The following is a 12,578-nucleotide window of genomic DNA, read 5'->3' on the forward strand; positions in this document are numbered from 1 at the left end:
GCCGCTCACTTCTGCGGCAGGTTCAGCCGGATATGCAGGTCGCGCAATTGCTTGGGGGCGACCTCGGATGGTGCGCCCATGAGCAAATCGAGCGCCTGCTGGTTCATCGGGAAGAGCGAGATTTCACGCAGATTGGTCACCCCGCACAGCAGCATGACGATGCGGTCGATGCCGGCCGCCATGCCGCCATGGGGCGGCGCGCCATACTGGAACGCGCGATACATGCCGCCGAACCGCTCGACCACCGTCTCCTCGCCATAGCCGGCGATTTCGAACGCCTTCACCATCGCCTCGGGCCGATGGTTGCGGATGCCGCCGGAGGCGATCTCATAGCCGTTGCAGGCGATGTCGTACTGGAACGCCTTGATGGTGAGGGGATCCTGCCCGGTGAGCGCGTCGAGCCCGCCTTGCGGCATGGAGAAGGGATTGTGGGAGAAGTCGACCTTCTTCTCCTCCTCGTTCCATTCGTACATCGGGAAATCGACGATCCAGGCGAGTTCGTAGCGCTCGGTGTCGACGAGCTTCAGCTCCTCGCCGACCTTGGTGCGCGCGACGCCTGCGAATTTGTAGAATTTGGCTGGGTCGCCCGCGACGAAGAAGGCGGCATCGCCCGCCTGGAGGCCGAGTTGAGCGCGGATCGCGGCGGTGCGTTCGGGGCCTATATTGTTGGCGAGTGGACCTGCGCCCTCCCCCCCTTCGCGCCACATGATGTAGCCGAGCCCCGGCTGCCCCTCCCCTTGCGCCCATGCATTCATGCGGTCGCAGAAGGCGCGGCTGCCGCCGGTGGGGCCGGGAATCGCCCACACTTCGTTCTTCGGGTCTTCGAGCATGCGCGCGAACACCTTGAAGCCGGAGCCGCGGAAATGCTCCGACACGTTTTGCATCACCAGCGGGTTGCGCAGGTCCGGCTTGTCGGTGCCGTATTTGCGCAACGCCTCGGCATAAGGGATGCGCGGCCAGTCCTTGGTGACCGGCTTGCCGTTCGCGAACTCCTCGAACACGCCGGTAATCACCGGCTGAACCGCCGCGAACACGTCTTCCTGCTCGACGAAGCTCATCTCCAGGTCGAGCTGGTAGAATTCGCCGGGCAGCCGGTCGGCGCGCGGGTCTTCGTCGCGAAAGCAGGGCGCGATCTGGAAATAGCGGTCGAAGCCGCTCATCATGATGAGCTGCTTGTATTGCTGGGGCGCCTGGGGCAGCGCGTAGAACTTGCCGGGATGGATGCGCGAGGGCACAAGAAAGTCGCGCGCGCCCTCGGGCGAGGAGGCGGTGAGGATCGGCGTCTGAAATTCGAAAAAGCCCTGATCCTTCATCCGGCGGCGGATGCCGTCGATCACCCGCCCGCGGGTCATGATGTTGTTGTGGATGCGCTCGCGCCGCAGGTCGAGGAAGCGGTAGCGCAGCCGGATGTCCTCGGGATAATCCTGCTCGCCGAACACTGGAAGCGGCAGTTCGGCCGCCGGGCCGAGCACTTCCAGCTCGGTCGCATAGATTTCGATCCGGCCGGTGGCGAGATCGGCATTCTCCGTCCCCTCGGGACGCAGGCGCACCTTGCCGTCGAACCGCACCACCCATTCCGCGCGCAGCTTCTCGGCGCCGGCAAAGGCCGGGCTGTCGGGATCCACGACCACTTGTGTCAGTCCGTAATGATCGCGCAAATCGATGAACAGCACGCCGCCATGGTCGCGGATGCGATGGCACCAGCCGGACAGGCGGACCGTCGCTCCCACTTGGGCGTCGGTGAGCTGGCCGCAGGTGTGCGAGCGGTAGCGATGCATGGAGACGGCCTTTTTCGGACAAGGAGGCGCACGGCGGCCGCCGTGCGGCGCCGCAGGCCGCCGGAAGGTGCATGGGCGTCCTGCCTTGTCAAGACGCCGCCACGCGTGCCGCAGCGTCCTGAGACGTCGCAGGCGCGGCAAATGGGGCGTTTTGGGCCGCGATCGGCGCGCGGCGGCGTGAAGAAAATGACGGCGGCATATACAGCGCTCTAGGTCCCGGCCCGGTTCCCGTATAACTTCGGACAATGAGGGTCGGCCAAGGGAAGCTCATGGACGAGGCTTCGAAGGTGCGGCAAAGCAAGGAAACGCGAGTCACGAACGACGCCAACCGAAGCGGAATCTGGGTCCGCATCGTCGGCGGCGTCTTTGCGGGCGCCGTGGTGCTCGCGGCCGCCGCCTTGTGTTACAAGACCAGCGAGCGTGCCTCCAGCGACCGCAAGCGGGAAATGGAAAACCTCGCGCTCGCTCTGGCGGAACAGACCGAACGGGCCTTCGAGGCCCTGGAACTCGTCCAGCTCAGCATCATCGAGCGCATCGGCAATGCCGGTGTGACCGACAAGAGCCAGCTCGCGACCGCAATGCATACGGTCGAGGTCCACCAGATCCTCAGAGACAAGATCGACGCCCTGCCTTATGTCGACGCGGTCACGGTGATCGACAAGACCGGTCGACTGCTCAACTTCTCGCGTTATTGGCCAATTCCGCCGGTCAACGTCTCGGACCGGGACTATTTTCAAGCGCTGAAGCAGATGTCTGGACCCGACGTGTTTGTCAGCGCGCCAGTTCCCAATCGCGGCACCGGGACCATCACCATCTACCTGGCCCGCCGCTTCACGTCGCCGGACGGGCGCTTCCTCGGTCTGGTACTCGGGGCGATGGTGCAGTCTTATTTCGAGCGCTACTTCTCCGCCATCAATCTGGGGCGCGACGGCGCGATTTTGATGTTCCGCAACGATGGCGCTTATCTCGCGGGTCACCCCCATTCCGATCCGGACGCGGAAGCCGTGGCCATGCGCCAGCGCGTCTCCTCCGCGCTGATCTCAGCCCCGCCGGACGACGCGTTGGCCCCTCCCGGGCTGCTCGACGACAAAGAGCGGCTCTACGCCGCCAAGGGCCTCTCCAAATATCCCGTGACCGTGTTCGTGACCGACACCCTCGGGGCGGTGAATCGGCGCGCCTTCGACCAGAGCATTCCCATCATCGTTTTTGCCGGCCTGATCTGCGCGTCGATCTTCATTGTTGTGGTCCTGGCGGAACGCCATCTGCGGGCGCAGCGCCGCTTCGCCTACGACGCCTATCATTCGGCCCGCCACGATGCGCTCACCGGTCTGCCCAACCGCCTCAGCTTCTCGGAAGCGCTCGATGCCGCATTAAAGGCGCTGCCGGCTCGGCAAGGGCTCGCTCTCCTGTTCATCGATCTCGACTATTTCAAATCCGTCAACGACACGCTCGGCCACGCCATCGGCGACGATCTGCTGCGGGGGGTGGCCGGCCGCATAGCCGGCTGCCTCCCCGCGGGCGCGTCGGTCGCGCGGATCGGCGGCGACGAATTCTCGGTGATTCTGCCCCAAGCGGGCGAGACGGAAGCCCTGCGCATCGCCCACACCATCATCGAAGCCATTCGGGAGCCCTTCGAGCTCGAACATCACCGGGTGATCCCGGGCGGAAGCATCGGCGTCGCGTTGGCCCCGGTGCACGGCGCCATGGCGCCAGAACTGCTGAAGAATGCCGATCTCGCCCTCTACCGGGCCAAGGCCGACGGACGCGGTCTGGCCCGCGTATTCGAGCGCGAGCTGGAGCGCTCGGCCCTGACCCGGCGCAATCTCGAACTCGACCTCGACGCGGCTTGGCGCGAAGGACAGTTCTTCGTGGTGTATCAGCCGATCTTCGACTGCCGAACTTGCGAAATCGTGAGCTTCGAGGCGCTGCTCCGATGGCGGCATCCAACCCGCGGCGTCGTTCCCGCGCCGGCCTTCATCCCCGTGGCCGAAGATACCGGCCTCATCTTCCCGCTGGGCGGCTGGGTGCTCGAACAAGCGTGCCGCGCCGCGCGGGCGTGGCCGGCCGGGATCTCCGTCTCGGTCAACCTGTCGCCGATCCAGTTCCGCGGAAACCGGGTGGAGAGCCAGGTGGCGGACGCCCTCGCCGCCTCGGGCCTGTCGACATCCCGGCTCGAACTCGAGATCACCGAGACCGCCTTGATCCAGGAAGGACCGGCGGCGCTGTCCGTGATCGAGGGCTTCCGGGAAAAGGGCATCCGGGTCGCGCTCGACGATTTCGGCACCGGCTATTCCTCGCTCGCTTATCTCCGCAAATTGCCGATCGACCGAATCAAAATCGACCACGCTTTCGTTGATGGTCTCGGCCGCGACCATCACAGCCTGCCGATTATTCGCGCCATCCTCGCCCTCGCCGCCACTTTGCCGCTGGCCACCACTGTGGAGGGGGTCGAGCGGGATGAGCAGCTGGAAATCCTTCGCAAGGAAGGCTGCACCCATGTTCAGGGCTATCTTCTCGGGCGCCCGGTGAGCCTGCCGGAGGCCTGCGCGCTGCTGCGCACCGAGACGATCGACGCCGCGCATTAATCAGGCTCTTTCAAGGCGGCGCTCGGGCGCGCTATTGTCGTGGGATGGAGCCTATCACCACGACCGCCGCGTTGGCCTCGGCCTGTGCGCGACTCTCCCGCCACGATTTCGTCACCGTCGACACCGAGTTTCTGCGTGAGACGACCTTCTGGCCCAAGCTCTGCGTGATCCAGGCCGCGTCCCCGGACGAGGCGATCATCGTCGATGCGCTGGCGCCGGATATCGACCTCGCGCCGTTCTTCGAGCTGATGGCGAATCCGAACGTCACGAAGGTGTTCCACGCCGCGCGGCAGGACATCGAAATCGTCTGGCACCGCGCCGGCCTGATCCCGCACCCGGTTTTCGACAGCCAGGTCGCGGCGATGGTCCTCGGCTATGGCGACAGCATTTCCTACGATCAACTGGTTCAGCGGGTCTGCGGCCAGGCGCTCGACAAATCCTCCCGCTTCACCGACTGGTCGCGCCGGCCGCTGAGCCCGGCCCAGATCACCTATGCCCTCGCCGACGTCACCCATCTGCGGGACATCTATCTCGCCCTTCTGAAGGATCTCGAGGCCCGCGGGCGCAGCGACTGGATGGGCGAGGAGATGCATGTCCTCACGTCGCCCGCGACCTACCGGCAGGATCCGGCGACCGCCTGGGAGCGGCTGAAGTCGCGGGTGCGCAAGCCGCGGGAACTTGCGGTCCTGGTCGAGGTGGCCGCATGGCGCGAGCGCGAGGCGCAGAGTCGCGACCAGCCGCGCGGCCGCATCATCAAGGACGAAGTCATCGGCGAAATCGCCCTCCAGCAGCCGCAGACCCCGGAGAGACTCGCGGAACTGCGGTCGCTTCCAAAAGGTTTCGAGCGCTCGCGATACGGCGAGGCGGTGCTGGATGCGGTCAAGCGCGGCCTCGAGCGCGACCCGAAATCTCTCCCCCGGCTGGAACGGGACCGCGCGCTGCCGAACGGCGCGACGGCCACCGTCGAACTGCTCAAGGTGCTCCTGCGCATGACGGCCGAACAGCACGGCGTCGCGGCCAAGGTGATCGCCACCACCGACGATCTCGAACGCATCGCGGTGAGCGACGAGGCACCCGTGCCGGCTCTGAGCGGCTGGCGGCGCGAACTGTTCGGCGACAAGGCCCTCGCCTTGAAGGCCGGGCGGCTGGCCCTCGCGGTCGATCGCGGACGGGTGATCGCCACCGAGCGGCAGATCCCCGCCGTCGGATCGGCTTCGCAGAAATAAGCGTGCCGGCAAGGGTGCCGGCCCCGACCTTGGCAGCTCCGGGCCTCAGCGCCCGGCAGATGGGACCCAGCCGTCGGGCGGGTTAGCATCCGCCAGAATTCGCCGGCGCTTCTTCGCGGCATACATCGCGGCGTCGGCCTCGGCGAAGATCTGGGTGAGATTCAACGGATCATCCCCAAACGGCCGCGCGATGCCGGCCGATGCACCGACGGAGAAGGTGCGACCGGCCCAGGCGACAGGCCGTTCAATCGCATCGAGCGCGCACTTCACCTGGTGATCGAGGCCGGCCGTGGCGCGGGCGCCGCCGACCAGGACGGCGAACTCGTCGCCACCGATGCGGCCGATCCGACGGCCCTTGAACACGCCGCGCAGGCGCCGCGCGACCTCCTTGAGGCAGGCATCTCCGGCGGCATGGCCGAACGTGTCGTTGACCGACTTGAACCCGTCGAGATCGATCAGGACCAGCGCCTGGAACGCCCGCCCCCGCGGCGCCCGGAGTGCACGCTGTAGCTCGGTCTCGAACATCGCGCGATTGGCGAGGCCGGTCAGCATGTCGAATTCAGCGAGACGCCGCATGCGTTCGAGCAATTCCTTTTCCTGGGTGACGTCCTGTTTGGTGCCGAATATCCGCACCGCGCGTCCGGCGTCCGCCTCGACGTCGATCGACAGGCGCACCCAGCGCCTGTTGCCGCGTGCCGTCCGGACCCGGACGTCGAGGACGAAGCTCGTGCAGTCGGCGATGGCCTTGCTGCGCATCCGCTCCATCTGCCGGCGCGACTGCGCGTAATAGAGTTCGAGGATCATCTCCCGGGTCACGTAGCTGCCCCGCGGCAACTCGAAAATATCATAGACGCCATCCGTCCAGGTCAGCGCGCCGGTGGCGAGGTCGCACTCCCAGGTGCCGATCTTGGCGAGGGCCGAGGACCGCTCGTACATCTTGCGAAAGCGCTCTACGGCAGCGCCGTTCTCCCGCGCGAGGTCGCGGGCGGCGGCCAGCTCGGAGCCGATCTGGGCGAGCGCGCGCGCCCGCCGGCTTTCGAGAATCAGGGTCGCGAAAATGCGGGCGAAAGCCGCGAGGCGATCGGCCTGCGCGGCGTCGAGCCGCCGGGGCGCAGGGCTGAACAGCGCCAGAGTGCCGAGCGCCCCGCCATCCGCGTCGAAAAGGGGAACGCCGGCAAAGAACCGCCACACGGTCTCCCCCTCCACCACTCGAATGTCGTCGGCCTGGACCGGGGCGCCGTCGGCGATCGGCCGCGCCAGCAGGTCCCGCACCCCGGCTGCGGCGTCGCCGAGAGCAGGAGCCATCGACCAGCACGCCTCCCCGTCCGGCAGCAGCAGCGCTACGCGCGCCGCATCGAACTGGAGTCGCACAGAGTCGAGAAGGCAGGCGAACTGTGTCCGCAAGCATTCGTCCGTTTTCGAAAGGCCAGGCGATGGCGCCTCAGTCTTGTGCACCGTCCCTCCGCACCGCGATCGTCCCCCGCAACAAGGCGATGAGGGGAGCTTGCTGCACTGCGGTCAAGCGGCACAAAATGACCGGCGTTCACAGGCGCGGCACCGGCCGGGAGGGGGCCGTCAGGAGCCCGCGCCGCGAAAGCCGGTCGCGAGGACGTACAGCTCGGCCGAATCCGCCCGGCTCGCCGCAGGCTTGAGATGGCGAACCTGCGCGAAATCACGCTTCAGATCCGCCAGCAGCGCGCCCTCGGTGCCACCCTGAAGAACCTTGGCGAGGAAGGCGCCGCCGGGAGCCAGAACCTGACGGGCGAAATCTGCGGCGAGTTCGACCAAAGCGACGATCTTCAGATGGTCCGTCGCCTTGTGGCCGGTCGCATTGGCCGCCATGTCGGACATGACGAGGTCGGCAGGGCCCTCCAGCATCGCGATCAGCCGCTCGGGCGCGTCCGGGTCGAGAAAGTCCATCTGGGCGAACTGGACGCCGGGGATGGGATCGATGTCGAGAAGGTCGATCGCGACGATCCGTCCGCGTCCCTCTTCGAGCCCGATCCGTTTGCTCGCGATCTGGCTCCAGCCGCCCGGCGCGGCGCCGAGGTCGACGACGCGCATGCCGCGCTTCAGCACCCGCGCCTTGTCGTCGATCTCGGTCAGCTTGAAGGCGGCGCGCGAGCGCAGGCCCTCGCGTTTCGCGCGGGCGACGTAGGGATCGTTGAGCTGGCGTTGCAGCCATTTCTGCGAGGAGGTGGTGCGACCGCGCGCGGTCTTCACCCGCACCTTCAGCGGGCGGCCGTCCGGACCGCGGGGCGGTGTGGTCACGCCTGCGCCTCCGCCGCCACCGGCATGGCTTGCCGGCGCCACACGCCGTCGGCGCGCATCAATTGGATCAACATACCCTCCCGCAGGCCGCGATCGGCCACTCTGAGCCGCTCGGCCGGAAATGCCTCGCGCACGGCTTCCATGATCGCACAGCCGGCGAGAACGAGATCGGCGCGCTGCGCGCCAATGCACGGATTGGCCACCCGCTCCTCGAATGACATGGCGACCAGTTGCTCGACCACCCGTGCGATGTCGCGCCCGTGCAGCCAAGCCCCGTCGACCCGGGCGCGATCGTAGCGGGCAAGACCGAGATGGATGCCTGCCACCGTCGTCACCGTTCCGGACGTGCCGAGCAGGTGCATCCGGCCGGGCGCCCGCACACCCCAGCTCTGCCGCACCCCCTCCAGCATGCCGGCGACCTCGGCCACCATCGCATCGAACAGCGCCCGCGAGACCTTCACCCCGCCATGCCGCTCCGCGAGCGAGACGACGCCGACCGGCATCGACGCCCAGGACCGGATTCGCGCGCGCGGCGGCCCGTCATCCCCGGCGGCGCGGCGGGCGAGCCAGACCACTTCGGTGGAGCCGCCGCCGATATCGAACAGAATCGCACCGTCGCAGGTGGCGTCGACCAAAGGCGCGCATCCGGCGGCGGCGAGGCCCGCCTCGGTGCGCCGGTCGACGACCTCCAGAGCAAGGCCGGTACGTGCCTCGACCGCAGCGCAGAACTCCGCCCCGTTCGCGGCCGCCCGGCAGGCCTCGGTCGCGATCACCCGCGCCCGCGCCACCCCCCGGTTCGCGATCTTGCCGGCGCAGATTTCGAGCGCACCCAAGGCCCGCTCCATCGCCTCCGCACCGAGCCGGCCATTGGCGGAAAGCCCTTCGCCGAGCCGCACGATCCGCGAAAAGGCGTCGACCACGCGGAAATTGCGCTGCGTCGGCCGGGCGATGAGCAGGCGGCAATTGTTGGTGCCGAGATCGAGGGCGGCATAGACGCGATCGGCCCGGCCACCCGGCGTCCAGCCGAGCGTCCCAAACGAACCTTGCGGACCACTCCCGCGATCCTGCAGCGACGTCGCCGGATCCACACGGGATCCGCGCGTGTCGTCCCTCATTTCATGTCCTTCGCCGCCCGCTCGGCCGCGGCGCGCGCGGGCGCCAAGCGGGCTCTCAAGTGCCGTTTCGCCGGAAGTGTAACAGCCAGGGCGCCGGGCGCAATCGGCACCGTTCTGCGACCCATGCTAACCCCCCGTTCACCATGCCGCGCAGATCGGCCCGAACAGCAAGGGTTGGGAAAGTCTCCCGCCGCATTCTCAAGCTCCGATGGCTCCCCGACCCGGAGGCGAGATGAGACTGATCGATCTGGTGGAGCGGATGGCGGAGGCCTCTCATATGGCCGCGCGCGACCAATATCCGCTGCTCGAGCCGTGGGATCGGCTCTCTGGGGAGCGGCGCGCTTACCAGCGGCACCTGATGGCGACGGCGCTTGCCGCTCTGACCACGCGCGACGTGCTCGGCCTGGTCAACTGTATCCCCGAGCTGGTGACACTACCGGCGGAGCCAAGCCCGTTCGCGCTGGCGGAGCTTCAAGAGGCGGCGATCGGCGACAACGGCACGCTCAGCGATGCCAAACGTCGCTACCGCTCCCTCCTCTCCGTCGCCGCTCACCCGTTGCGCCGCTCGGAAAGACCTGAGGCAGTCCGTCAGCCCTGATCAAGGGCGAAATGGGTCAGGCGTGCCTTGAGGCATTCCAACCCCCCGATCATGCCGAACCCGACGACCGCCCCGGCATAGGAATAGGCGACGGATTTGTCTTTGTGGAGATAGACTCCTGCGAGACCGACCAGCTCCCCCGACCGCGCTGCCTCGAGCAGGCGCTCCAGCTCGCCGACCACGGTGGGGTTCGGCTCGGCCTTCTCGACGTGAAACGTCCCGCGCAGGCTGACGACATTCTCCGACATAGTCTTCCCCGATCTTGAGACCTGGGGAAGTCTCAGCAAGTCTCGTGCCGGCAAAAGGAGGCAGAGGCGGCCCGAAGGCCGCCCCCGTCATGCCCGCCGCCGGATCAGGTGTTCCGGCTCGAAATCGTGCTCGACTGACCCGGGGTGATGGCGGTCTGCTTTCCGGCCGCGCCCGTCGGGTCAGACTGGCTTGCGGTGGATCCGGGGGTCGTTCCGGTACCGCGCACCCGCACATTGTTCTGCACGTGCTGTACGCCGGAGACCTGCTCGGCGACATCCTCGGCGCGGCGCCGCTGGCGGCGATCGGCGACCACGCCGGTGAGGGTGACTTCCCCCTTGGCGACACTGACCTCGATCTCCGAGGCGTCCACCAGCCCGTCATCGGTGAGCCGATCATTCACATCCTCGCGCACACGGTCGTCGGAGCGCGCATAATTCTTCGGTCCTCGCCCGCGATGTTCGTCCTCGCGGCGGCGGCGCTCGGCTGCCTCGTCGCCGAACCAGGACGACACTTCGTCCGAAGCCCGATCCCAGAAACCGCGGTCATTGCGCTGATCGCGCTCCCAATCCGATTGCTGCGGACCGCTCATCCCCCATTCCTGCCGCCCCCAGTCGGGACGCCCGCGGCGGCCTTCGTCACGGCCCCCGGACCGGCCATAACCGAAGCCGGAGGGTGGATAGGATCCAGAGCCGTAATAGCGATCCGGGTCGGAGGCGCCATACGCGTCGCGGCCGCGGCCATACTCCGACCGACTGCCCTCGAAACGGTCTTCGGTCCGGTCACCTTCCATGCCTGACCAGGATCCACGCGCGCTGGACGCCCCGGCATCGCTGCCGTAGCTCGGGCTGCGCGACAAGGTGGGGCGTCCGGACTGATAGTCGGAGCCACGACCCTGCTCGTCGCGATAACCACGGTCGCGACCATAGCCTGAGTGGTCTTGGTCGGCGGAATGAGTCTGGCCGCTGCGATAGCTGCGATCGTCACGCCAATTCGAGCGGTCATCCTGTTCGTGGTCGCGCGCGCGATGCTCGTCGTTGCGCCAATTCTGGGCCATTCATTCCTCCTGCGATGGGCAAATCTCGTGCCCCCAGCCTCAGGGATGAAACGCCTCCTCCGGGCCCGCGTTCCTCTCAAAGCATTTCAACCTGCACAAATAATCTGCAAAACGTTAGAAATCAGGCAATATATCAATGCCTCTAAGGCTAAGCTAAAAGTTTAAGCTAAGCCGTACGGCACGCCTCACTTTCCGGAATCTTTACCGCGTCTTTTCGCGCGGTCACACCAGAGCGGCGCGAGCCGGCTGCACCCCGACCTTGAACAAGCGCCGGTAGCGCTCGATCTCTTCGGGAGGGCCCATCGCCTTGGTGGGATTGTCGGACAACTTCACGGCCGGACGACCGTTCGCCGAAATCACCTTGCATACGATGGAAATCGGATCGAGCCCGCCGGCCGGTGCGAGGCCGCGGAAATCGTTGGTAAGAAGGGTGCCCCAGCCGAACCCGAGCCGCATGCGGCCGGAGAAGCGGGTGGTGATCCGCTCGACCTCTTCGACATCGAGCCCGTCGGAGAAAATGGCCAGCTTCTGGGTCGGATCCTGGCCACGCGATCGCCACCAGGCGATGGCCTCCTCGCCCCCGTCCAGCGGATCCTTGCTGTCGATCCGGATGCCGGTCCAATGCGCCAGCCAGTCCGGCGCTTCCGCCAGAAAGCCGGTGGTGCCGTAGGTGTCGGGCAGCATGATCCGCAGATTGCCCTCGTAATCCTCCTGCCAATCCGCCAACACCTGATAGGGCGCGCGCAACAAGTCCGCATCGGTGCGCGCAAGCGCGGCATAGACCATCGGCAATTCGTGGGCGTTGGTTCCCGCCGCCTCCACTTCTCTGCGCATTGCGATAAGGCAGTTGGACGTGCCGAGGAAATTCTCCCCCAACCCTTCGATCAACGCCTGCACGCACCAGTCCTGCCAGAGGAAGCCGTGGCGCCGCCGGGTCCCGAAATCCGCCAGATTGACCGTGCCGAGGGTCTTCAGGAACTGGATTTTCTCCCAGACGCGGGTCATGGCGCGGGCATAAAGGATCTGTAACTCGAATTTTCCGAGCCCTTTCAGCACGGCCCGCGAGCGCAATTCGTTGATGATCGCCAGGGCCGGAATCTCCCACATCGTGGTCTCGACCCACGGCCCCTCGAAAGTCAGCTCATACTGACCGTCGCGCTTCTCAAGATGGTAGGCCGGAAACCGGAAACGCTCGAGCCAGGCAACGTAATCGGGCGAAAACATCTGCCGTTTGCCGTAGAACATGTTGCCGCGCAGCCAGGTGGATTCGCCGCGCGTGAGGCTCAGCGAACGGACATGGTCGAGCTGTTCGCGCAAATCCCCGACGTCGATGATGTCCGCCAGACGCACATGCGCCGTACGGTTGTGAATTCCAAACGTCACCTGCGCGTCCGGATGGCGCCGGAAGATCGACTGGCCCATCAGCAGCTTGTAAAAATCCGTGTCGAGCACGGAGCGCACGATCGGATCGATTTTCCAGGTGTGGTTGTAAACGCGGGCGGCGATGTCGATCATGGTCAACTCATCGGAACGCCGGCAGGCCCGGCCGCTCCGTGCAAGCAGCAAAGACGAGCGAATCACTTCGCCCCGGCAGCTTCACGCCGTTTTGGATTCCGCGCGCCCCGCCCATTTCCGCTTACACCATTCCCGCAAACGGCTCCACCGAAGCGGCCGGTGCGGTGCGAACTTCTTGCAATTCCAA

Annotated in this window: 10 protein-coding genes; 3 read left to right on the forward strand and 7 right to left on the reverse strand. The window is 66.5% G+C overall.

Translation table 11 applies throughout. The features are described from left to right. Positions 1–5: 5 nt before the first annotated feature. On the reverse strand, positions 6–1,778 hold the full coding sequence (aspS, locus tag EDC64_RS03075; RefSeq protein WP_132029718.1) for an aspartate--tRNA ligase: 1,773 nt from the start codon (positions 1,776–1,778) through the stop codon (positions 6–8). A 269-nt stretch (positions 1,779–2,047) separates the two neighbouring features. Here aspS and EDC64_RS03080 point away from each other — a divergent pair, with 269 nt between their 5' ends. Next, complete coding sequence (locus EDC64_RS03080) at positions 2,048–4,363, forward strand: bifunctional diguanylate cyclase/phosphodiesterase (RefSeq protein ID WP_165933618.1); 2,316 nt, start codon at positions 2,048–2,050, stop codon at positions 4,361–4,363. Between the two features lie 44 nt (positions 4,364–4,407). Beyond that, positions 4,408–5,589 (forward strand): ribonuclease D, encoded by a 1,182-nt coding sequence (gene rnd, locus EDC64_RS03085; RefSeq protein WP_132029722.1) that lies wholly within the window; start codon positions 4,408–4,410, stop codon positions 5,587–5,589. Between the two features lie 45 nt (positions 5,590–5,634). On the opposite strand, the gene EDC64_RS24005 is transcribed toward rnd, so the two are convergent. The 3 genes from EDC64_RS24005 to EDC64_RS03100 form a co-directional block, all read right to left on the reverse strand. Beyond that, positions 5,635–6,993: a diguanylate cyclase domain-containing protein gene (locus EDC64_RS24005; RefSeq protein WP_132029724.1), complete on the reverse strand. Its 1,359-nt coding sequence runs from the start codon at positions 6,991–6,993 to the stop codon at positions 5,635–5,637. 171 nt (positions 6,994–7,164) lie between these two features. After that, positions 7,165–7,860, reverse strand: a complete 696-nt coding sequence (locus EDC64_RS03095) for an RlmE family RNA methyltransferase (protein WP_132029726.1) — start codon at positions 7,858–7,860, stop codon at positions 7,165–7,167. Next, positions 7,857–8,975, reverse strand: coding sequence for a Ppx/GppA phosphatase family protein (locus EDC64_RS03100; RefSeq protein WP_132029728.1), 1,119 nt, complete (start codon positions 8,973–8,975; stop codon positions 7,857–7,859). The genes EDC64_RS03095 and EDC64_RS03100 overlap by 4 nt, the downstream gene beginning before the upstream one ends. A 232-nt stretch (positions 8,976–9,207) precedes the next feature. Here EDC64_RS03100 and EDC64_RS23430 point away from each other — a divergent pair, with 232 nt between their 5' ends. Beyond that, positions 9,208–9,573: a hypothetical protein gene (locus EDC64_RS23430; protein WP_165933619.1), complete on the forward strand. Its 366-nt coding sequence runs from the start codon at positions 9,208–9,210 to the stop codon at positions 9,571–9,573. Here EDC64_RS23430 and EDC64_RS03110 read toward each other — a convergent pair. The 3 genes from EDC64_RS03110 to pncB form a co-directional block, all read right to left on the reverse strand. Then, positions 9,564–9,821: a hypothetical protein gene (locus tag EDC64_RS03110; protein WP_132029730.1), complete on the reverse strand. Its 258-nt coding sequence runs from the start codon at positions 9,819–9,821 to the stop codon at positions 9,564–9,566. The two genes, EDC64_RS23430 and EDC64_RS03110, sit on opposite strands and share 10 nt — an antisense overlap. 104 nt (positions 9,822–9,925) lie before the next feature. After that, the gene (locus tag EDC64_RS03115; protein ID WP_245504502.1) at positions 9,926–10,876 is read right to left on the reverse strand and encodes a BON domain-containing protein; all 951 of its coding nucleotides are present in this window, start codon (positions 10,874–10,876) and stop codon (positions 9,926–9,928) included. A gap of 222 nt (positions 10,877–11,098) precedes the next feature. Beyond that, positions 11,099–12,391 (reverse strand): nicotinate phosphoribosyltransferase, encoded by a 1,293-nt coding sequence (gene pncB, locus EDC64_RS03120; RefSeq protein ID WP_132029732.1) that lies wholly within the window; start codon positions 12,389–12,391, stop codon positions 11,099–11,101. Between the last annotated feature and the right edge of the window lie 187 nt (positions 12,392–12,578).

Origin of the sequence: Aquabacter spiritensis, from assembly GCF_004346185.1 — a bacterium.
Classification (GTDB): Bacteria; Pseudomonadota; Alphaproteobacteria; order Rhizobiales; family Xanthobacteraceae; genus Aquabacter; species Aquabacter spiritensis.

What these genes read in the sequence shown, in the direction of transcription:
- EDC64_RS03080 (WP_165933618.1), top strand. Translation starts at nt 2,048, where the DNA reads ATGGACGAGGCTTCGAAGGTGCGGCAAAGCAAGGAAACGCGAGTCACG.
- pncB (WP_132029732.1), bottom strand. Translation starts at nt 12,391, where the DNA reads ATGATCGACATCGCCGCCCGCGTTTACAACCACACCTGGAAAATCGAT.
- aspS (WP_132029718.1), bottom strand. Translation starts at nt 1,778, where the DNA reads ATGCATCGCTACCGCTCGCACACCTGCGGCCAGCTCACCGACGCCCAA.
- EDC64_RS03115 (WP_245504502.1), bottom strand. Translation starts at nt 10,876, where the DNA reads ATGGCCCAGAATTGGCGCAACGACGAGCATCGCGCGCGCGACCACGAA.
- EDC64_RS23430 (WP_165933619.1), top strand. Translation starts at nt 9,208, where the DNA reads ATGAGACTGATCGATCTGGTGGAGCGGATGGCGGAGGCCTCTCATATG.
- EDC64_RS03100 (WP_132029728.1), bottom strand. Translation starts at nt 8,975, where the DNA reads ATGAGGGACGACACGCGCGGATCCCGTGTGGATCCGGCGACGTCGCTG.
- rnd (WP_132029722.1), top strand. Translation starts at nt 4,408, where the DNA reads ATGGAGCCTATCACCACGACCGCCGCGTTGGCCTCGGCCTGTGCGCGA.
- EDC64_RS03110 (WP_132029730.1), bottom strand. Translation starts at nt 9,821, where the DNA reads ATGTCGGAGAATGTCGTCAGCCTGCGCGGGACGTTTCACGTCGAGAAG.